The 21,525-nt window shown below is 34.3% G+C and carries 18 protein-coding genes and 2 pseudogenes; 17 read left to right on the forward strand and 3 right to left on the reverse strand.

Annotated features, from left to right (window positions below; all coding sequences use genetic code 11):
* Positions 1-16: 16 nt before the first annotated feature.
* From C9J36_RS01895 to C9J36_RS01915, 5 genes and pseudogenes are all read left to right on the forward strand, one after another.
* Positions 17-1,075 carry an EpsG family protein gene (locus C9J36_RS01895; protein WP_107942064.1) on the forward strand — a complete coding sequence of 353 codons (1,059 nt, stop codon included), beginning with the start codon at positions 17-19 and terminating at the stop codon, positions 1,073-1,075.
* A gap of 419 nt (positions 1,076-1,494) precedes the next feature.
* Complete coding sequence (locus tag C9J36_RS01900; RefSeq protein WP_107942065.1) at positions 1,495-2,763, forward strand: glycosyltransferase family 4 protein; 1,269 nt, start codon at positions 1,495-1,497, stop codon at positions 2,761-2,763.
* Positions 2,764-2,849: 86 nt separating this feature from the next.
* Positions 2,850-3,910 (forward strand): annotated as a pseudogene (locus tag C9J36_RS01905) (IS3 family transposase).
* A gap of 360 nt (positions 3,911-4,270) precedes the next feature.
* A complete protein-coding gene (locus C9J36_RS01910; RefSeq protein WP_153061586.1) occupies positions 4,271-5,218 on the forward strand; it encodes a glycosyltransferase family 2 protein in 948 nt (315 codons plus the stop codon).
* Complete coding sequence (locus C9J36_RS01915) at positions 5,193-6,635, forward strand: lipopolysaccharide biosynthesis protein (protein ID WP_107942068.1); 1,443 nt, start codon at positions 5,193-5,195, stop codon at positions 6,633-6,635. Before C9J36_RS01910 ends, C9J36_RS01915 begins: the two co-directional genes overlap by 26 nt.
* Before the next feature lie 150 nt (positions 6,636-6,785).
* Here the strand turns inward: C9J36_RS01915 and C9J36_RS17670 are convergent.
* A pseudogene (locus C9J36_RS17670) lies at positions 6,786-6,911 on the reverse strand (transposase); the annotation flags it as partial.
* A 598-nt stretch (positions 6,912-7,509) separates the two neighbouring features.
* Entirely contained in the window at positions 7,510-7,674 is a 165-nt protein-coding gene (locus C9J36_RS17250) for a hypothetical protein (RefSeq protein WP_161956367.1), read from the reverse strand.
* Between the two features lie 289 nt (positions 7,675-7,963).
* Between C9J36_RS17250 and C9J36_RS01925 the strand changes: the two genes are divergently transcribed.
* The 11 genes from C9J36_RS01925 (at position 7,964) to C9J36_RS01975 (ending at position 18,949) form a co-directional block, all read left to right on the forward strand.
* Positions 7,964-8,674 carry a WbqC family protein gene (locus tag C9J36_RS01925; RefSeq protein WP_107942070.1) on the forward strand — a complete coding sequence of 237 codons (711 nt, stop codon included), beginning with the start codon at positions 7,964-7,966 and terminating at the stop codon, positions 8,672-8,674.
* A gap of 10 nt (positions 8,675-8,684) precedes the next feature.
* A complete protein-coding gene (locus C9J36_RS01930; RefSeq protein ID WP_107942071.1) occupies positions 8,685-9,638 on the forward strand; it encodes a hypothetical protein in 954 nt (317 codons plus the stop codon).
* Positions 9,626-10,159: a GNAT family N-acetyltransferase gene (locus C9J36_RS01935; RefSeq protein ID WP_107942072.1), complete on the forward strand. Its 534-nt coding sequence runs from the start codon at positions 9,626-9,628 to the stop codon at positions 10,157-10,159. The genes C9J36_RS01930 and C9J36_RS01935 overlap by 13 nt, the downstream gene beginning before the upstream one ends.
* Positions 10,160-11,254, forward strand: a complete 1,095-nt coding sequence (locus C9J36_RS01940) for a DegT/DnrJ/EryC1/StrS family aminotransferase (RefSeq protein WP_107942073.1) — start codon at positions 10,160-10,162, stop codon at positions 11,252-11,254. It begins immediately after the preceding gene.
* Positions 11,255-11,268: 14 nt separating this feature from the next.
* A complete protein-coding gene (gene rfbA, locus C9J36_RS01945; RefSeq protein ID WP_107942074.1) occupies positions 11,269-12,144 on the forward strand; it encodes a glucose-1-phosphate thymidylyltransferase RfbA in 876 nt (291 codons plus the stop codon).
* The gene (gene rfbB, locus C9J36_RS01950; protein ID WP_107942075.1) at positions 12,145-13,164 is read left to right on the forward strand and encodes a dTDP-glucose 4,6-dehydratase; all 1,020 of its coding nucleotides are present in this window, start codon (positions 12,145-12,147) and stop codon (positions 13,162-13,164) included.
* Positions 13,165-13,300: 136 nt separating this feature from the next.
* The gene (locus tag C9J36_RS01955; RefSeq protein WP_107942076.1) at positions 13,301-13,891 is read left to right on the forward strand and encodes a sugar transferase; all 591 of its coding nucleotides are present in this window, start codon (positions 13,301-13,303) and stop codon (positions 13,889-13,891) included.
* 2 nt (positions 13,892-13,893) lie between these two features.
* Positions 13,894-14,538: an acetyltransferase gene (locus C9J36_RS01960; protein ID WP_107942077.1), complete on the forward strand. Its 645-nt coding sequence runs from the start codon at positions 13,894-13,896 to the stop codon at positions 14,536-14,538.
* A gap of 23 nt (positions 14,539-14,561) precedes the next feature.
* Positions 14,562-15,698, forward strand: a complete 1,137-nt coding sequence (locus C9J36_RS01965; RefSeq protein ID WP_107942078.1) for an aminotransferase class I/II-fold pyridoxal phosphate-dependent enzyme — start codon at positions 14,562-14,564, stop codon at positions 15,696-15,698.
* Between the two features lie 279 nt (positions 15,699-15,977).
* A complete protein-coding gene (locus tag C9J36_RS01970) occupies positions 15,978-17,252 on the forward strand; it encodes a glucose-6-phosphate isomerase (protein WP_107942079.1) in 1,275 nt (424 codons plus the stop codon).
* Positions 17,253-17,257: 5 nt separating this feature from the next.
* Positions 17,258-18,949, forward strand: a complete 1,692-nt coding sequence (locus C9J36_RS01975) for a phospho-sugar mutase (RefSeq protein ID WP_107942080.1) — start codon at positions 17,258-17,260, stop codon at positions 18,947-18,949.
* Between the two features lie 457 nt (positions 18,950-19,406).
* On the opposite strand, the gene C9J36_RS17675 is transcribed toward C9J36_RS01975, so the two are convergent.
* Positions 19,407-19,733, reverse strand: coding sequence for a DUF6431 domain-containing protein (locus tag C9J36_RS17675; RefSeq protein WP_430010619.1), 327 nt, complete (start codon positions 19,731-19,733; stop codon positions 19,407-19,409).
* Positions 19,734-21,174: 1,441 nt separating this feature from the next.
* On the opposite strand from C9J36_RS17675, the gene C9J36_RS01980 reads away from it, so the two are divergent.
* Complete coding sequence (locus tag C9J36_RS01980; protein WP_107942081.1) at positions 21,175-21,462, forward strand: hypothetical protein; 288 nt, start codon at positions 21,175-21,177, stop codon at positions 21,460-21,462.
* The last annotated feature ends 63 nt before the right edge of the window (positions 21,463-21,525 follow it).

A 21,525-nucleotide genomic window follows, 5' to 3' on the forward strand; every position in this document is an offset into this window, starting at 1 on the left:
AGGGAGCGCTTATGAAATGTTATTGTATTTGTTAGTAAATATTATTGTATTAATGTTTTCAATTGTACTTGTATATGAAAAAAAATATACTAACAAATTACCGGAAATAATTTATTTGCTTGGAGTAGGAACAATCCTAGTTATTTTTGCAGGTTTTAGAGGTGATTTTACTAGTGATTATAATAATTATAAGGAATTATTTGAGTTTTATACTTCAATACCATTTTCAATGATATTTGAATATCAATTTGGGCAAGAACTAGGTTATGTGATTATTAATAAGATAGTTAAGCTTTTAACTGGGGATTTTATCCTTGTAGCAATTATCATGGCATTCTTAACAATTTTACTATTTTTAAAGGAATTTTATAAATATTCACCTTATGTTTGGATAAGTGTACTTTTATTTATAACTATTGGTTCTTACTATGCTTCTTTTAATATTGTCAGACAAGTGTTAGCAGCAGCGATAATATTTGGGGGATCGAGGTTTCTTTATGAAAGAAGTTTTTTCAAATATATACTTGTTATAATCACAGCTTCACTTTTTCATAAAACGGCTCTAATAATGGTGATATTCTATTTTATTTCAAATATAAAGTTGAATTTGAAAAAATCGCTATTAATCATATTTATTTTTGGCTTTGTTTTTCTAGTGTTAGATGATATACTCCAAATATTTAATGGTTTTATGTATTCACATTACCTAGGTAGTGAATATGGAATGGGATCTATAGGAATAAAAAATATAATCCTGCCAACCTTAGTAATGATTTTCGTCCTAATTCATTTGAAAAAGTTAGACTTTAAAGACACTAAGACTAGAATTTGGGTGAATGCGAGTGTTTTGTATTTTTATTTCTCTCTATTAGGTTTAAAGATTCAAATGGTTCAAAGAATTGCCGAGTTTTTCCAACCATATATATTATTATTATTGCCCGTTATTATATCTCGAGTCAATGATATTTACTTAAGAGTTTTCTATATTTTTATTCTAATTATTTTCTGTATTCTATATAATTACTTTGTGTTAAATAATTCAGGATATGATCCATATTATTTCGTGACTGAATAATATAGTAATGAAGAATCTCTATAGTACTTCTTCTGTTACATATACTTAACTTGATGAATTAGTGCAAAATAAAAGGAAGCAACATGGGAGCGAAATTCTGTAATCATGCTTCCTTTTTTATATAGTAATATAGATTAATAATTAAAAAATGTCCTTTTTGGTGGACAATTTAAGAATTTTTCTAATTGGAAAGAGGTACAGTTAATCTAACAAAGACGAAGCTAGTCTCTCGATGGGCATAAATTGTTATACAAACAGCCAAATAAGTAGTACTAATCTTACCTACAAAGGAGATATTTACTTTCTATGAAGAGCTTATGTAAACAGGAAATAAGAGAAAAAATGAAGTAGATCCTTGAATCAACTGGAAGACCTATTAGAAATAATTTTTATTATTAATATATGAGGGTGAGCGATACGTGAGAATTTTATGGTTAGTTAATATACCATTGCCAGAAGTAAGCGATTTAATGAATAAACCTTCTTCATATTTAGGAGGGTGGTTGGTTAATTCTTCTAAATATTTATCAAAAAAATTAGAGCTACACATACTTTTTCCGAATTATGGTGAAGACAAATATACTATTCATCAAGGAGAGGGTATTACGTATTATGGTTTTAGACCAATTGCTTCAAAATCTGAAGTGAAAGTTTTGAGAGAGGGGAAGAATTTTTCAGAAATCCTAGAAAAAGTCCAACCAGATTTGGTACATATTTATGGATCAGAAATGTCCCATTCATCAGTTATGGTTAATATTTGTAATCAAAAAGATATAAAAGTGGTAGTTTCAATTCAAGGGCTAGTTTCTATCATTGCAGAACATACTCTGGCAAATTTGCCGTATAAAGTTATTCATGGATATACGTTAAGAAATATTATAAAAAGAGATAATATTATAGGTTTAAAAAAAATTTATGATAGACAAGGTAAATTAGAAAGAAAATTAATCAAAAATGCTCAGTATGTTATTGGTAGAACTACTTGGGACAAAGCTTGTGTGTTACAAATAAATCCACATGTAACATACTTCCACTGTGATGAAACATTAAGAGAAAGTTTTTATAAAGGGAAATGGGATATAAATACTTGTGAGAAAAAGTCGATTTTTTTGAGTCAAGCTCATTATCCTATAAAGGGATTGCATTTTTTAATTAAAGCACTGCCAATAATAATAGAAAAGTTCCCTGAAACTAAAGTATATATTAGTGGTAAAGATTTCACTAAATCGACTAGTTTCTTTGGGAAGTTTACTCAAACTTATTATGAGAAATATATTAAAAGAATGATAAAGAAATATAATCTACAAAAGTATATATTGTTTTTAGGCCCTCTAGATGAAAAAAAAATGCATGAAAGATTTTTAACATCTAATGTTTTTTTATCTTCTTCAACTATTGAAAATGAGTCGAATTCTGTAAGTGAAGCTAGAATTTTAGGGGTGCCAGTAGTAGCTTCATATGTAGGTGGTGTCATTGATAGAATTGACCACGGGGTAGACGGATACTTATTTCAACATGATGCATATTACATGTTAGCCCATTATATTTGTCAAATTTTTGAGAATGATAAAATTGCAACTGAGTTTTCGAGCAAATCAAGAGAGAGAGCAATTGAATTATATGATGTTGAAAAAAATAATAGCAAATTAATTAATATTTATAAATCTATTTTAAGTAATGACGTTTAAATACAAAATACATGGATGTAATATAGAGTCATGGATATACCTCAGCTAGGTGAGTAAAATAACCTTAACGAGAGGACGTGTCCGACATGAGTCAAAAAAAGTATAATCAAGAGTTCAAACAAAAAGTAGTGGAGCTTTACTGCTCTGGCACTTCGGTCAAAGGGACGAATGAGTTAACGGCAGCTGAAGTCGCTGTGATCTAAAAGGAAAGTCTACGCTTGAAACAAGAGGTAGAAATTCTAAAAAAGGCTATGACCATATTCGCGCAAAAATAGAAGATCAAGAACTCATTGACCACATTACAAAAGAAAGCGTACATCAGCCTGTTCAACTGATGTGTCGCGTATTAAAGATGCCCAAAAGTACGTATTATCAATCGTTCCATAAGAAGTCCAACAGCTATCCTATCGCCAATGAAGAGCCTTTAGTGCGCATTCGAGTTATCCATGAAGACAGTGGTGGACGGTACGGGGCACCGAAAATGTTTGCCCTTTTAAAACAAGAAGGTTATACAGGTAGTATAGATTGCGTCCAGCGCATTATGAGACACGCAGGCATTCGTTCGAACATCGTAAAAAAGTACAAACCGACTTCATCTAGCAATCACGTAGAAGAACGTGAAAACGTGTTAGAGCAGGATTTCAAAACCGAAGCCATCAATGAAAAATGGGTGGGCGATATTACGTATATCCACACCGTTCAAGATGGTTGGTGCTATTTGGCGTCGGTACAAGATTTACACACGAAAAAAATTGTCGGCTATAAATTTGATCGCCGGATGACGGTGGACCTTGTTTTAGACGCGCTTGAAAACGCTGTGCAGGCACAGAAACCGGCACTAGGCTTGATTTTGCATACTGATTTAGGGACGCAATATACAAGCGAGGATTTCCGAAAAAAGCTCGAGCAGAATGGCATCACACCTTCTTACAGCCGAAAAGGATGTCCTTATGATAATGCGTGTATTGAATCCTTCCACGCAACGTTGAAAAAAGAGGTATACTGCACGCGCTACGCCAATTTTGAGGCAGCTCGCATTGCCCTGTTTCGCTCCATCGAAGGCTGGTACAACCGCAAGCGAATTCATGGCAGTATTGGCCATTTATCGCCAGATACATTCGAAAAAATGTGTCGTGCCGCAGCGTAAACGAGGGTGTTGGAAATCCCCACTCTAACATTTTTGTGTGGTAACATCCGTATCTTTTTCGCTCTACATCCCAAGTAGGCGGTCAAAGGCTCTTTTCACTTTGACAGACTACTCGGGATGTTGCCCAAGAAAAAACTTAAGCAAGATGTGTCCGAAAACTTGACGTAGTTCCAACACTATTATATAAAAACACATGTAAAGGTTAGTTGATAACTTTAAAATAATAATAGTATCTAAAATTTTGTTTCTGTATATAAATTAACTAATCAGAAGCCTTGAAATTATTTGATATAAATAATTTTAATATATACCTGTGTTTATTAATAAATACTAATGGGGTGTAATTAAGTGAAGGGAATAATGGAGAAAAAGGTAAGTGTAATATTATTAACTTATAATCATGAAAAATATATTTCGCAAGCGATAGAAAGTATTTTAATTCAAAAAACAAATTTTGATTTTGAAATCTTAATAGGTGATGATTGTTCAACTGATAGAACCTTTGAGGTTTTATCTGAATATCAAAAAGAATATCCAGAAAAGATTAAAATTTTCCGAAGGGAGTCAAATGGTGGTGCAACAGCTAATTACTATAAGTTGTTAAAGGAAAGTAAAGGGGAATTCATTGCTCCTCTTGAAGGAGATGATTATTGGTTACGAAGTGATCGTTTGCAGATATTAGTTGATTTTTTAGAGGAAAATGTAGAATATGTTTGTGTAAGTCATAAAAGAGAACGTAGAGATTTAAAACATGTTTTATTAGGATACGACCCAGATGAATGTATGGTTTCAAAAAGATTTTCTATAGAAAATTTTTTAGTAGGAGAGCGGTTTTCGCTAGCGGGAGTACTTTATAGGAATTTTATCTTGAATAGTGGCGATACTTATAAAGATTATATACAAACTACTCGAAATGTTGCTGATTTCCAAATGTGTATGTGTTTATTGAATTTAGGTCCAACATTTATTCTAAATGAAGTATTTGGTACGTATAGGGTTAGAAAAGGAGAAAATGAATCAAATTATAATTCTATAACCACACCAATTCAGCAGTACAAAGATTATATGGCTATTTTAAATGCTACAGAGGAATTTTTTAATAAGAAATATGATTTTTTTGATGAGAAAGTAGATAAATCTGCAAAAATACTATTCGTTTGTTTGAAAAACCTGGATTTTAAACATATTGTTGAGATTTTGAAAAGTATAAAATATAAAAGAGCAGTTTTTAAAAAAGCAATCCAACTTTTGGAAACAGTTTTAACAAAAGGTGAGCATTGGAATGTCAAAAAGTACATTAAAAAATAAAATTATAACGGGGATTTTTTGGAAGTTACTAGAAAACTCTAGTGTCCAAATAATAACATTTATTATTCAATTAATATTAGCAAGGCTTCTATTGCCTGAGGAATTTGGAATTATTGCACTTACTTTAAGTTTTATCGTAATTGCTAATGTATTTATAAATACAGGATTTACTTCGGCCCTTATTCAAAAAGAGGAAATTTCCAATATAGAAAAGTCTACAATATTTTGGGTGAACTTAACTATATCTTTTGGGTTGTATTTAACAATTTTTATTTTAGCAGAAGATTTGGCTGAACTTTTTTCTTCTCCTATATTAAGCGATATTTTAAAAATTCAAGGAATCACAATTGTAATTTCATCGATAGCCTCAGTTCATAATGTAATCTTGAATAGAGAGTTACAATTTAAAAAAATGTTTAAATATCGATTAATAGCGGTGTTGTGCCAAGGAGGAGTTGGAATTACACTTGCACTAAAAGGATTAGAGATATGGTCTCTAGTGATTTCTAATATAGTATTTACAATAATTATGACTGGAACAATATTATTAGTTGTTAAATGGAGACCTGAATTTAGAGTTTCTTTTGAAGTATTAAGAGAGCTATTCACATTTAGTATAAATATTTTTTTAATGAATTTTCTGAATGCTTTAGCGAGCAATATCCAAACTTTTATAATTGGTAAAAGTTTTGATATTTTAACACTAGGCTACTATAATAGAGGACAGCAGTTTCCTTTAATTATAATGCAGAATATTGATGGTACAATTAATTCTGTAATGTTCCCAGCTTTATCAAAATATCAAGGTGATCATATTCAATTTTTAGGGGTCTTTAGAAGAGCTTTAAAGACAAGTGTCTATATTGTTTTTCCAATATTAATGACATTAATATTGGTATCTGAGTCTCTGATTTTTATTTTATTAGGTGAGAAATGGTTACCAAGTGTTCCGTTTTTAATTATTTGGTGTTTAATTTGTATGACATGGCCATTCTCTATTCGTACTAATGCACTCAATGCATTAGGTAAAACAAAGATAGCATTAGCTCTCAATATTTCCACTCAAATTATATCGGTGATTTTAATGTTAGTTACACTACAATTAGGTATTTATGCTTTGGTTTTTAGTATTTTTCTAGCGTCAGTGATTAATTTTGTAATAGGAGTATTTATAAGTAAAGGAGTTTTGAAATATAGTTATCTTCAACAAATAAAAGATATTTACCCTGTTATATTATTAACACTTGTTACAGGAGGAGTAATGTTTTTTATTGGACAGGTTATAGAGAATCATTATCTAAAGCCTATATTTCAAATTATTACTGGGGGAATTACTTACCTATTTAGTTCCATAATCTTTAAGGTAGAGGCATTCTCTTATTTAAAAACTAGTTTATTTAATAAGAAAATAGGTTGAGCCTTTGAGAATTGAGAACGATTTAATAGATAGGCTGATTTATTTTCTAAAATTGATTGCTACAGCACCTTGAATCTTTCCAACATTCGAGTAAAAGACATTGTGAATCACCGTTAGTTACGTCCACTTCCACAGTACTCCTATTAAATTTTAATCGGGACTGTTTAATGGAAGAAATGGAAATTTAAAGTCATCTTGATACTTTTCCAAAAATGATTGGAGTAATTTGTCATGATGAATATGCGCTTTACCCAATACCATCATGATGCGTTCATTTGGATAACGAGTATCGACTTTTTATAAAAAACTAAGAAATTCAACAGTTGTATAGTGCTCTGCTTGCACACAAAATACATCGCTTGTTCCGTAATCTAATTGTATCGATTAACTTTAAGCTTTGATGTCTAGCGTATGTTGGGATGATTTTTGTTGCCCTTTTAGGAAACAAGTATTGGCAATGGCTTGATAATCAAGAATCATCAACTCATCCTCAAATAAAATGTGATTGATTTGCCCGTTGATTAATTTTTTTCGTCTGTTCAAATTATTTCAGAGAAGTGGCTTGTTTGAGTGAATCTACTTTTTCTAATGTATACGTAGGTTTCGTATGGCTTAATCCTAGGCGATACAATAAATCATGTGTCTCACCCACAGAAAAGAGACCTCAGTACGTTCAATCCAATCACGAAGAAGAAGGGCTGTCCAATTCATTCAACTGGAAAACCGACATCTTTAGGTGTTTGATTACGATTGTTGAGACAACTTGCACCTCTTGTTCAGTCACTAAAAAATCGTTCATGGCCCGGTTGATTTTTAGGCACAAGCCCAGTAATTCTTTTTGTACAATACGCTTTACGATAGTTGAACAACGTGGCTAATGAAAGCCACGTGTAATCCATAATTTTTTGCTTGAGAGTAACATATAAATCACTTGGTAACTAACAAAGAATTTATGGTTCTGTTCTTCTTTCATCGCAAGCTTTAATTCTTCTATAGCAGCTGGGATTTCTTCTTTGAGAATAGGATTGATTTTGCGCATGATTTTTCTCCGTTCCCTGTCTAGTAAAATCGGTTTACAGAAAAAAAGAATGATGACTTTTAAATCTAATATTTAATCATCGTATATATAGATTTATAAGAGAATAAAAAACACGATTAAGCATGAGGGTGATATCTCTAAAACAACCAAAGAAGTATCTTAAGCTAGTGAAAGAAAATACTCTAAAAAACTTGTACAGAATAGATGGAATAAAGTCCCGAAAACGGATTACCTATAGATGAGATAACTATTTTTAAGAGATTAATAAACAAACTTAGGAGTGATTTTTTTGAAAGTAGCAATTATGCAGCCTTATTTTTTCCCTTATTTGGGGTATTTTAGTTTGATAAAAAATACTGATCAATTTATATTATTTGATACAGTACAATATATGAGACATGGATGGATTGAAAGAAATAGAATTTTAAAACCCCAAGAGGGATGGCAGTATGTACAAGCCCCTTTAATGAAACATTCTAAAAGCACATCAATAAAAGATATTCAAATAAAAAATGAAGATAACTGGAAAGAAAGAATTATTAGACAATTAGAACATTATAAAAAGAAAGCCCCCTACTATAATGAGGTAATTTCTGTTGTGAGATTAGCTTTAGAACTTGATACAGATAGTATTGTAAAATTAAATGAAAATATTCTTAAGGTTGTTTGTGCATATATTGGTATTGATTTAAGTGTAAAAGTTTTTTCTGAAATGGATATTACTATAAAAAAAGTTCATGCTCCAGATGAATGGGCCTTAAATATTTGTGAATCTTTAGGAGGGATACAAGAGTATTGGAACCCTCAAGGTGGTATAGAATTCTTCAATCGAAAAAAGTACTCTGATGCAGGTCTAACAATAAATTTCCTTAAAATTAATTTAGAATCGTATTCCCAGAAAAGGAGAGCGTTTGAAGCTGGGTTATCTATAATCGACGTTATGATGTTTAATAGCCCAGAAGAAATACGCAAAATGTTAGATAACTATGAACTTATTTGAGGTGAATTAATTGAAGGAAATTGGTGGTTATTTCGAATTAGAACAATTTGTACGACAAGAATATTATGGAGATTTGATCAAATTAAATACGGCTCGAAATGCAATAATTTATTTAATAAAAGCGCGTAATATTAAAAAATTATATATACCTTATTATTTATGTGACTCCGTGAGAAAAGCGCTTGCTAAAAGAAAATATGAGTTTGAATTTTATCATGTTGATGAGAATTTCAAACCTATTTTTAATAAAGAATTAAAACAAAATGAGTATCTTTATATTGTCAATTATTATGGACAAATAACGAATGAGTTAATTAAAGGATATAAACAACGTTTTTCCAATATTATTTTCGATAATACACATGCATTTTTTCAAAAACCAGCCCAAAATATTGACACTATCTATTCATGTCGTAAATTCTTTGGTGTACCTGATGGTGCATACCTTTCAACAGATGTTAAAGTAAAAGAAGAATTAGAAATAGATTGTTCAAAAGATCGAATGTCTCATTTATTAGGTCGATTGGAGGGACAAGCTTCTGAGTATTATGATCAGTTCATTGATGTCGATAAAAATTTTGATGAATTGAATTTGAAAAAAATGTCTAAATTGACTGAAAATCTATTAGGGGCAATTGATTATGAAAAAGTACAAAAAATTCGAAATGAAAATTTTAATAAATTATCTAAAGAACTAAGTAATTTGAATAAATTAAGATTAATAAAACCAAATGGTCCATTCGCTTATCCTTTTTATATTGAGAATGGTATAGAAATCAGAAAAGAATTAGCAAAAAAGAAAATATATATACCCACTCTTTGGCCAAATGTGTTAAAAGATATAGGTGAAAATAGAATTGAATACAAGTATGTTGCAAATATATTACCTTTACCTTGTGATCAAAGGTATAATGTTGAAAATATGAAGAACTTAGTAAAGGAGTTGAAGATATGTATAGGCTAAGGGAACTTCAGAGAGAAGACATACCGAAGATTAATAAATGGCGTAATAACGAAGAATTGATAAGATTACTAGGTGCACCATTTCGTTTTATAAATATCGATGTGGATTATAAATGGTATGACAATTACATGAGTAATCGAGATAGAGCAGTAAGGTGTGCAATTGTAGATACTGAAAATAAACATGATATTTTAGGTTTAGTTAGTTTAACAAATATAGATTTACTTAATCAAAGTGCGATTTTTCATATTATGATTGGTGACGCCAATGTTCGCGGTAAGGGACTAGGTCATTTTGCAACTACAAAAATTCTACTGCATGCTTTTACAAATATGAATATACATAGAATTGAACTGAGTGTCCTAACTAATAATATACCTGCTATCCAGCTTTATGAAAAAGTAGGGTTTAAAAAAGAAGGAATTTCTCGCGAATCTATCTATAAAGATGGTCAATTTGTTGATGTTCAAATCATGTCAATATTAAAGTATGAATTTCTTAACTCCCAAGGAGTGCTATAAATGAATCAAAAAATTTTAGTAACACAGTCTTCAATGCCTCATTTTGATGAATATATAGAAGAGATTAAGGATATTTGGGATAGTCAGTGGTTGACGAATATGGGGACGAAGCACAATGAGTTGGAGAAACAATTATGCACATATTTACAAGTTCCTTTTGTTTCTTTGTTTTCTAATGGCCATTTAGCCCTTGAGGTCGCATTGGAAGCACTTGAACTAGAAGGAGAAGTGATTACGACGCCGTTTACGTTTGCTTCGACCACCCATGCAATTGTGCGTAAAGGGTTAACACCCATTTTTTGTGATGTGAATCCAACCGATTATACGATGGATGTGTCATTGATTGAATCATTAATTACCGAAAAGACATGTGCGATTGTGCCTGTTCATGTGTATGGACATATTTGTAACGTAGAGGAGATTGAACGTCTCGCAAAAAAGTATGACTTAAAAGTGATTTATGATGCAGCGCATGCGTTTGGAATGAAGTTAAACGGTAAAGGTTCAGGGGATTTTGGTGATGTATCGATGTTTAGTTTCCATGCAACGAAAGTCTTTAATACAATTGAAGGCGGTGCGTTGACATTTAATGATGAGCAATACGTTAAGTTATTCCAAACCTTTAAAAACTTTGGATTAACAGGACCAGACGAAATTTCCTATGTAGCAGGTAATGCAAAAATGAATGAATTTCAAGCAGCGATGGGATTATGTAATTTACGTCATGTCGATGAAGAAATTGCAAAGAGGAAACTTGTTGCGGAGCGATATAAGGAACAGTTGAGTGGAATTGCCGGTATTCAAATTCCATCGCGGCAGGAAGGTGTACAGTCTAATTATGCGTATTTTCCAGTAGTGTTTGATGGTTATAAGTATACACGTGATGAGGTACTTGAACGTTTGAAGGAACATGCTATTTTTGCGCGTAAGTATTTTTATCCGTTAACGAACGAATTTACATGTTATGAAGGGAAATTTGACTTGGGTAATACGCCGGTAGCAGCTCATATTGCTAACTGTGTGTTGACATTGCCTCTATATGCTAATTTGAGCTTAGAGGATGTAGATCGTATTTGTAGGGTTATTAAATCATAAGAGTAGGTGTCTAAATGAAAGGTATTATTCTAGCAGGTGGTTCAGGTACGCGTCTTTATCCACTAACAAAAGCTGTTTCAAAGCAAATTCTTCCTGTCTATGACAAACCGATGATTTACTATCCATTATCTGTGTTAATGTTAGCGGGGATTCGTGAAGTGCTTATTATTTCAACTCCTCGTGATATTGTCGGGTTTCAAGAATTATTAGGAGATGGTCGAGATATTGGGATGCAGTTTGAATATATTGTTCAGGATAATCCGAATGGACTAGCAGAGGCGTTTATTCTAGGAGAAGAATTTATCGGGGATTCTTCGGTTGCGTTAGTTTTAGGAGACAATATATTTTATGGTTCAAACTTCGGAAATCGTTTGCAGCAAGCCGCGAAATTGGAAAAGGGCGGCGTCATTTTTGGTTGTTTCGTGAAGGACCCACGTGCCTATGGCGTGGTGGAAGTAGACGATAAAATGAATGCGATTTCCATTGAAGAGAAACCGAATCATCCAAAGTCTTCCTATGCGGTTCCAGGGTTATACTTCTTTGATAATCAAGTTGTAGAAATTGCGAAAAACGTAAAGCCTTCTGCACGTGGAGAAGTGGAAATTACATCAGTGATTGATCATTATTTACAAGCAGGTGAATTAAAGGTTGAGTTAGCAGGTCGTGGCCTAGCATGGTTAGATACGGGTACACATGAATCATTATTGGAAGCATCAAACTTTGTAGAGGCTGTCCAAAAGCGTCAAGGTTTATATATTGCTTGTATTGAAGAAATTGCCTATTTGAAAGGGTATATCTCTAAAGAGCAACTATTAAAATTAGCTGAACCACTAATGAAAACAGAATATGGTCGATATTTAGTGGATGTGGCTTCAGGTGGGGTGCAGTAAATGACTCAAAAAAAAGTACTTGTTACTGGCGGCGCAGGTTTCATTGGTGGAAACTTTGTACAATATATGGTGGACAAGTATCCGAATTATGCGATTCATAATTTAGATTTATTGACATATGCAGGTGATTTAACAAAACATCAATCAATTGAACAGCAGGAAAATTATACATTTGTCAAGGCGGATATTGCTGACCGTGAAGTAATCATGATTTTGTTTGAAAAAGAGCAATTTGATTATGTGGTGCATTTTGCAGCCGAAAGCCATGTGGACCGTTCTATTACAGAGCCGGATATTTTTGTTCAAACGAATGTTGTCGGTACGCAAGTGTTATTAGATGCATCAAAAAAATTTGGTGTACAAAAGTTTGTTCATGTTTCAACAGATGAAGTTTATGGAGAGTTAGATTTTGACCCAATGATTTTCTTCACTGAACAAACACCATTAGCGCCGAATAGTCCGTACAGTGCTAGCAAAGCAGCTTCTGATTTTTTTGTACGCGCTTATCATGAAACATACGGTTTACCAGTTAACATTACACGTTGTTCAAACAACTATGGTCCGTATCATTTCCCAGAAAAATTGATTCCATTGACGATTTCTCGCGTGTTAAATGACCAAAAAGTGCCTGTATACGGGGATGGTAAAAATATACGCGACTGGTTGCATGTCTGGGACCACTGTGCTGCGATTGATTTAGTGCTACATAAAGGTGTAAATGGGGAAGTATATAATGTCGGTGGACATAATGAACGGTCAAATCTAGAAGTGGTGAAAACAATTATTGCCGCGCTAGAAAAATCTGAAGAGTTGATTGAATATGTAAAGGATAGACCGGGGCACGATAAACGCTATGCCATTGATCCAACAAAGCTCGAACAGTTGGGCTGGAAACCTACTTATACTTTTGAAACAGGTATTGCTCAAACCATTCAGTGGTACTTGGATAACAAGGAATGGTGGGAGCGAATATTGAGTGGGGAATATCGAGGGTACTTTGAGAAACAGTATAAACTTTGAGAAAAGTGGCTTGTGTATTTTATATGCAAGTTATTTTTATAAATTGCTACTAGAAGGTACCTATTTAGGGTATTATACCTTTTTTAAGAGGTGAATATAAAAATTATGAAAGTTATTTTAAAAGTGAGAGAATAACATGAAAAGATTATTTGATTTTATTGTTAGCTTCATAGCGTTAATCATGTTATCACCTGTGATCGGGGTGGTGGCATTGCTAATACGAAAAAAAATTGGCTCGCCTGTGTTGTTCAAGCAACCACGCCCAGGGTTACATGGGGAAGTCTTTCACGTGTATAAATTCCGTACAATGACGGATGAACGGGATGTGCATGGTGAACTATTACCCGATGCTGTACGTTTGACAAAATTTGGCCAACTGTTACGCAAGCTAAGCTTAGATGAATTACCACAGCTTTGGAATGTTCTAAAAGGGGACATGAGTTTTGTCGGTCCACGCCCATTGTTAGTAGAATATTTACCATTGTATAATGAACGACAAGCACATCGTCATAATGTTCGTCCGGGGATTACTGGCTGGGCTCAGGTGAATGGTCGGAATGCGATTTCATGGGAGCAGAAGTTTGAGTATGATGTGTGGTATGTAGAGAATAAATCTTTGTGGTTAGATTTCAAAATCTTGTTGCTAACAGTAAAAAAAGTTTTCGTTAGTGAAGGGATTAGTCAGGAAGGGCAAGCAACCATGGAGAAATTTAGAGGGAGTGAATGACTATGAAGAAAATTGTTATTTACGGTTCAGGCGGTTTTGCACGTGAGGTTGTTCATTTGATTGAAGATATTAATAGAAATTCAGGTGAATGGGAAATTATTGGTTTTTTAGATGACAATATGGATAACCATGGACTTAAAGTTAATGAACTACCTGTATTAGGTGGAGCAGAGTGGCTAGAAGGAAAAAACAATATTCATGTTGTTTTAGGGATTGGCTCACCAAAAGCGAAAAAGGCAATAGTGACAAAGTTATCTAAATATGAACATGTGATATACCCAAACTTAATTCACCCAGCAGTGACTTTTTCAAGATTTAACACAATTGGACAAGGGAATATTATTTGTGAAGGAAATGTCTTAACAGTCAATATTGATATTGAAAATTTCACTATTATTAATTTGAATTGTACGATTGGTCACGATGTGACAGTTAAGAATTATACAACGATTTTACCGAATTCATCTGTTTCAGGGGATGTAGTATTTGAGGAAGGTGTGGATTTTGGTACGAACGCTACTATTATTCAAGGTATTACGATAGGTGATTGGACAATTGTAGGTGCAGGTGCAGTTGTGGTGAAAGATTTACCAGCAAAATGTACAGCAGTTGGTGCGCCAGCAAAACCGATTAAATTTCATGAATAAACTTTAAAGAGAGAAGGTTTTGTATGTCAAAACGGATTTTATTGTCCTCCCCACATATGGGAGGAACTGAGCAGAAGTATATTCAAGAAGCGTTCGATAAAAACTGGATTGCACCACTTGGGGTGAATGTTGATGGCTTTGAACAAGAGTTAGCGGCATATGTTGGCATTAATGCTGCTTCGGCAACAAGCTCTGGTACAGGTGCTATTCATTTGGCATTAGATTTATTGAATGTCAAAGTGGGCGATACTGTTTTTTGTTCAACACTTACATTTATTGCCAGTGCCAACCCAATCCTTTATTTAGGAGCAAAGCCGGTGTTTATTGATTCGGAGCCGACTACATGGAATATGTCTCCCCAAGCATTGGCAAAGGCGTTAGAAGAGGCAGCAGCAGGGGGACAGCTTCCGAAAGCTGTGATTGTTGTCAATTTATATGGACAAAGTGCTCGTATGGATGAAATTATGGAGCTTTGCAATCAGTATGAAGTGCCTGTTATCGAGGATGCGGCAGAATCATTAGGCTCTACTTATAAAGGGCAGAAGAGCGGAACATTCGGTCAATTTGGTATTTATTCATTTAATGGAAACAAAATCATCACGACTTCAGGTGGTGGGATGCTTGTGTCGGATAATGAGAAGCTAATTTCTCGTTCTCGTTTTTTAGCAACGCAGGCTCGTGATGCGGCGAAGCACTATCAGCATAGTGTAGTTGGCTATAATTATCGCATGAGTAATATTGTCGCGGGTATTGGGCGTGGACAGCTAGAGGTATTAGATGAACGAATTGCACAGAAACGAGCAATTTTTGAACGTTATGCAGCTGCATTTAAAGAAATCGATGGTATCGATATGATGCCGGAGTTAGAAGAGACTTTTTCTAATCGCTGGCTATCAACCATGATATTAAATCCTGAAAAAATTAGTATTACACCATATGCATTGATTGATCAGCTAGACGAAGAAAATATCGAATCACGTCCTGTTTGGAAGCCATTACATATGCAACCACTGTTTGAAGGCTGTAGGTTTTATCCCCATGCAGCGGATGATATTGTAAGTGAGCGTTTATTCGCTACAGGTATTTGTTTACCTTCTGATTCGAAGATGACAGTAGAAGAGCAGCAGCGGGTTATTGATTTGATTGTAAGAGCTTTATAATTGAATTTCGGGCAAGAGTGTGTTTAAAAAGTGATAGTTTTGAGATAGAAATTCCGTGCGCCGGGTGTGCTGCAAATAATGATACAAATCACTGCATGTGTATTTGTATATTTACTTGGAAATGCTGCAAAAGAAGGCTACGTAACATAAAAAAAATATCATGTGTTGTACGCACAAACATTTATTGAAAACCAACTTGGACAATGTTCCGAGTTGGTTTTCTTTTTTCTCTATGTCATAATAGACCTATCTGAATCTACTAGAATTGGAGACTATACAATGATTAAAGAAATCGTCAAAACAACACTGCTAAATTGTTCCCTTGAAGACAGTGATATTTTAAAATATAAAAATCAAGTACAAACGATTCATAATACTTTACCACAATTTGAACTGACAGGCTGGATTGATTCCCCTATTCAAGAAAACAATACGCTACTCACATCAATCGAACGTGTTGCATCTGAAATTCATGCATGTGCAGATGTTCTAGTTGTAGTAGGTGTAGGCGGATCATTTTTAGGTGCCCGTGCGGTTCAAGAAGCGCTCAAGCCATACTTTGGCTTAGCTGAGCATGGTATTGAAGTCGTATATGTTGGGCTGAATATGAGTGGTGCGTATATTAAAGAGCTGCTTGCTTACTTAGACAAAAAACAAGTATATGTCAATGTTATCTCAAAATCAGGGGGCACAATGGAGCCAGCACTTGCTTTTCGTGTGATGCGACTTTATATGGAAGAACGTTATGGGGAAAAGGCTTCTGAGCGCATTATCGTAACGACAGATGCGGAAAAAGGGATTTTAAAGGGAATTGCGGATAAAGCAGGCTACCGTCAATTCGTTATACCATCAACGATTGGTGGGCGCTATTCCGTATTAACACCAGTTGGTTTATTACCAGTTGCGGTTGCAGGTGTGGATATTCGTGCTTTAATGGCGGGTGCAAGGCGTGCAACCGAAGAGCTTTCAGAAGCAGATTTGGCTAGCAACGATGCTTATAAATATGCTGTGATGCGCCATTTACTCTATCAAGAAGGCTATTCTATTGAACTCTTAGCTTCATTTGAGCCGGGGTTAAATAAATTCCATGAATGGTGGAAGCAACTGTTTGGTGAAAGTGAAGGGAAGGGAAAAAAAGGATTATATCCTTCAACAGTTAATTTTTCAACGGATTTACATTCAATCGGGCAATTTATTCAAGATGGGAGTCCGATTATGTTTGAAACATTACTTCATTTCCATGAGATTGAAGGCGATTTACAAGTCCCATTTGATGAGCGGGATGAAGATGGCTTAAATTATTTGTCGAGTCGTACTTTTAATGAGATTAATGCAATTTCCAAACAGGGTACTGCACTCGCTCATGCAGAGGGCGGTGTGCCTGTTATTCAATTAGAATTACCGAAGCTTGATGAATATCATTTAGGCTACTTAATTTACTTCTTCATGAAAGCATGTGCGATGAGTGCATGTCTACTAGAAGTAAATCCATTCGATCAACCAGGTGTAGAAGCATATAAACGTAAAATGTTAGAGCTATTGAAGGAGAATTAGAAAGTATGAGTCTAGAAGTGTACAAACAATGGCAGCAACAAGATTTACCGCATTATTTAGCAGACGAACTTGCTTTAATTGCGCAGGATTCAAAAGCAATCGAAGACCGTTTCTACCAATATTTATCTTTTGGTACAGGTGGTATGCGCGGAATCCTTGGTGCTGGAACAAACCGAATGAACATTTATACGATTCGGCGTGTTGCAAAAGGGTTAGCTCGTTACATTGCTTCAAACGGCGAGACAGCAAAAAAGCGCGGTGTTGCGATTGCTTATGATACGCGTCATTTTTCATATGAATTTGCAGTGGAGACAGCTCGTGCATTAGGGGCACATGGCATTACTTCCTATGTATACAAAGAAGCGCGTCCAACACCTCAGCTATCGTTTACAGTACGTGAATTAAACGCATTTGCAGGTGTCGTCATTACAGCGAGCCACAATCCAAAGCAATATAACGGCTTTAAAGTATATGGTGAGGATGGAGCACAGCTAGTTCCAACTGGTGTGAATGCGATTATTGAGCATATGAATCAAATTGAAAATCTTTTTAGTGTTGAAGTTTGCGATGTATTAGAACTTGAACAAAAGGGCCTGTTGAAATGGATTTTGGAAGCGTATGATGAAAAATTCATGAGCAACTTGTTAAAGCTAAAAAATAATGATGCGATTGATTATAATATGAAGCTTGTGTATACGCCATTGCATGGAGCGGGGATAGTACCTGTTGTAGAAGGTTTGAAGCAATTCGGTTTTAATGCAGTACATGTTGTAGCAGAGCAGGCCGTGCAAGATGGTGCATTCCCAACAGTAACTTATCCGAATCCTGAAGAGGCGGCTGCTTTTTCAATGGCGGTTGAACTTGGTAAGCAATTGAGCGCAGACCTTTTACTGGCAACGGATCCAGATGCAGACCGATTAGGTGTAGCAGTTCGAAACGGTGATTCGTATGAGTTACTTACAGGCAATCAACTAGGTGCGCTTTTATTAAATTACATTTTAAAGACAAAGCAAGCGGGCGGTGTGCTACCAATAGATGGTGCAATGTTAAAAACGATTGTGACGTCCGAACTTGGCTCAGCCATTGCCAAGCATTATGATGTTGAAACAATCAACACATTAACCGGTTTCAAGTATATTGCTGAAAAAATTGCGGAGTTTGAAGCAACGAAAGCCCATACATTTTTATTCGGCTATGAAGAAAGCTATGGCTATTTAATCGAAACATTTGCTCGCGATAAGGATGCTGTTCAAGTAGCGTTGAAAGTAGCAGAAATGGCTGCTTATTATGCAACGCAGGAAAAAACATTGCTTGATGCATTAGATGCATTATACGAGAAGTTTGGCTACTATAAGGAAGTGCTAGTATCGAAAACATTTGAAGGTAAAGACGGTCAAGAGCAGATGAAAGCGATTTTAAATAGTTACCGTGAAAACACACCTAAAGCCATTGCTGGAATAGCAGTTGTCCGTTTTGAGGACTATTTAAGAGGAATTGCAACATTGCAAGACGGCATGACGGAAGCGATTTTATTGCCGAAAGAAAATGTCTTGAAGTTTGTTTTAGAGGATAATTCATGGATTGCTATTCGCCCTTCAGGAACCGAGCCGAAATGTAAGTTTTATTTTGGGGTTGTGAGGGATTCAAGGGAAGCTGCTGAGGAAGTAGTGAAAAATCTAGTTGACAATCTTGTTTGAATGAATTCGCTTTTGCCTATCCACCCTGTTAGATGATTGCAAAAAGAAATAGAACCTCACACAACAATCCATTGTAGAAACGACATATACAAGCCAGACATTTCACTGCGATTCACAAATATACATTGACAATGTGAGTTAGAGATTAAAATATTCCGTAGCTACTGGCCTTTTGCGGATCAAGCTCCTCATAAAGTAGTAGGGCAATCAATTGATATCGGTTGGTTGCTTTTCTTCTATTTTCCGGCGAATCATAAATGGAACACTCCTCTCATCCCTCTTGAAGTGTAATTCATCCAGAATCGGACAGACAGGCAAATCTGGTATGTTACCAAAAATGATGATTAGCGACAGGATGGACAAATCTCCTTAGCCAACCAGGTCCTTTACCAAACTATTGTCCAATTCGTTTATGTATAGGTGGTGAGTGGGAAGGATATGTCATTCACTGGAAGTGTTACGGCATATTGGATAAGTAAAGTTTGACAGATGGCGAGTCGTACCCAATCAGCTCATTGAACCAGCTTCTCCATGGAAACAAAGTTAATTCATCAACTTGAAGAACCAAAGTTTCCGGTGGGCAGAAGCTTTCATCGATTGTTTTAGCGTTGTACCTTTTATAGGGAATCATAAAATAGGGAAGTTCATACTGGATTTTTCGACAAGCTAGATACCGCAACCTCCTGATGATATGACACTCAATCTGCCCCACATTCTTACGCAACTTACGTTCACGCAATCCAATCACTTCAAAGTCACCGCCATTGCAGCAGGAACAAAGCACTCTGTCTATATATTGAATTTAGTTTTTTTAAGGACATTATATCTGTCAGGAATGGGACAGGCAATAACGTCAGCAAATGGACGTAATAAAGCAGCATTAACAATAAAATGAACAAATTTTCAGTATTGAAACTAGGAAGATGGTATTATTAAAGTGGTATTACTATCCTATAAAGTTAATAAATGGACCTAAAAGTGAAAGTAAATAGATTCTTATAGATTTTTTTAACATGGCACTATAGAATGGCTAGTGAAGCCATTCAAGAAAATATTGATTTATCAAAAGCTCGTGCTAATACAGATTTCGAGAAAGATTTTTATTTAACTGGTAACCTGGAACAGGTTAAGCAATAGGCAAGATGTAGACTGCGTATTTCTCAATTTAGAGGACAGTTAAGAGAAGATTTTGAACCGGTAGTTGTCTATTTTGCATTAAATCTGAATGGATTGGGGAAATTGGAAGGTATACAGTTTGACGGGCCCCTAAAGAGTGGGCACAATATATATTTCAATGTCGAAGTAAAGGCTTAGAAGATGAATTGGATCACACTTACGATTTTTCAGTATGTCCTTTAAAAGATGGAAGAACAGGCACGCTTGTGTTAAATGTATTAAGTAGTGAAATCAGTTTAGATGAGTTTTGGAAGGATAACCAACCAAGATATCAAGCACATTCCATTCATAATTAGCGTTGCATACAAAAGCAGTGCTAACGTACATAAAATGTACAGGGGTGAGTAATATTGAAATAGAATGATTATAAATTAAATGGTTTAGATTTACAACTACTGTTTCTAATTCGCAATGAATTAAAAATGAAATAGACAATAATGCATACAAAGCGATAAAGGAATCGGAGTTTTTAAATCACTTACAAGACGATCCGATTTTGTACATCACTTTGATGTGGCTTATTGGGTAGATTATATTATTGAACGATTTCAACAATCAGTAGCATTTTAGAAAATGAATTGATAGCTTTTTTTTATAAAAAATACGTGGTTATATTTTTATGATTGTATATAGTTTTATCAAAATTAAATATAACTCTAGGGGAGCTATTGTGTATTACAAATAACTATAAACTAACGGAAAAAGAAAAGATTAGCCGTGACTTTTTTGAAATCTCCTCTGTAGATTTAGTAAATTTAGAAAAGATATCAAATGAAGCACAGGTGTACTTAAAATCATACGATGATGATACTATTCGAAATATTCTTTATCCTTGAGAATCATATGTAACATTAATTAAAACATATGATTTTAAGCAAGCTAGTGCGTTTGCTGCTGAAATATGGAATAAATTATCGAAACGTAACGAACTTTAAGTAAAGGATTTATATTTTTTAAATGCTACTCTTTTTATGTTGCCATTAGAAGTAGTATATGAATTAAGGAATATAATGGAGAAGTAAATTACCCGTTATAATGGTTTATTCAAATTGAAGAAAATACAAATTAATCTAAGTATGAATATAACATTTTTATTGATGAATAAAAGCTGTTTTGAAGAGGCATTGAAGGAACTAGAGTCCATAGAAAATGTTTTGAAAGAAGAAAAAGCTTATGAGCAATTGGGAGTTTACTATATAAGAAAAGCACTTTGTTTAAATAAATTGAATCAAGAAGGCAATCACTGGATTGAAAAAGGAAAATTACTATTGTCTGCGATTGAAGATATTGATTTATTGGAAAGGGTAGGATTAGAAATTGAAAAACGGAATAATTAAATGTTAGCAGTCATTGAATTAATTAAGCATTATTGCGGGAACTGAATCATCTGTGATTTTATA

The sequence above is a fragment of the Metasolibacillus fluoroglycofenilyticus genome, assembly GCF_003049645.1.
Lineage (GTDB): Bacteria > Bacillota > Bacilli > Bacillales_A > Planococcaceae > Metasolibacillus > Metasolibacillus fluoroglycofenilyticus.

Bases quoted from the DNA above. Each gene is read 5' to 3' on its own strand.
- C9J36_RS01895 (WP_107942064.1), top strand. From the start codon at position 17: ATGTTATTGTATTTGTTAGTAAATATTATTGTATTAATGTTTTCAATT.
- C9J36_RS01910 (WP_153061586.1), top strand. From the start codon at position 4,271: ATGGAGAAAAAGGTAAGTGTAATATTATTAACTTATAATCATGAAAAA.
- C9J36_RS01915 (WP_107942068.1), top strand. From the start codon at position 5,193: ATGTCAAAAAGTACATTAAAAAATAAAATTATAACGGGGATTTTTTGG.
- C9J36_RS17250 (WP_161956367.1), bottom strand. From the start codon at position 7,674: ATGCGCAAAATCAATCCTATTCTCAAAGAAGAAATCCCAGCTGCTATA.
- C9J36_RS01935 (WP_107942072.1), top strand. From the start codon at position 9,626: ATGTATAGGCTAAGGGAACTTCAGAGAGAAGACATACCGAAGATTAAT.
- C9J36_RS01940 (WP_107942073.1), top strand. From the start codon at position 10,160: ATGAATCAAAAAATTTTAGTAACACAGTCTTCAATGCCTCATTTTGAT.
- rfbA (WP_107942074.1), top strand. From the start codon at position 11,269: ATGAAAGGTATTATTCTAGCAGGTGGTTCAGGTACGCGTCTTTATCCA.
- rfbB (WP_107942075.1), top strand. From the start codon at position 12,145: ATGACTCAAAAAAAAGTACTTGTTACTGGCGGCGCAGGTTTCATTGGT.
- C9J36_RS01955 (WP_107942076.1), top strand. From the start codon at position 13,301: ATGAAAAGATTATTTGATTTTATTGTTAGCTTCATAGCGTTAATCATG.
- C9J36_RS01960 (WP_107942077.1), top strand. From the start codon at position 13,894: ATGAAGAAAATTGTTATTTACGGTTCAGGCGGTTTTGCACGTGAGGTT.
- C9J36_RS01965 (WP_107942078.1), top strand. From the start codon at position 14,562: ATGTCAAAACGGATTTTATTGTCCTCCCCACATATGGGAGGAACTGAG.
- C9J36_RS01970 (WP_107942079.1), top strand. From the start codon at position 15,978: ATGATTAAAGAAATCGTCAAAACAACACTGCTAAATTGTTCCCTTGAA.
- C9J36_RS01975 (WP_107942080.1), top strand. From the start codon at position 17,258: ATGAGTCTAGAAGTGTACAAACAATGGCAGCAACAAGATTTACCGCAT.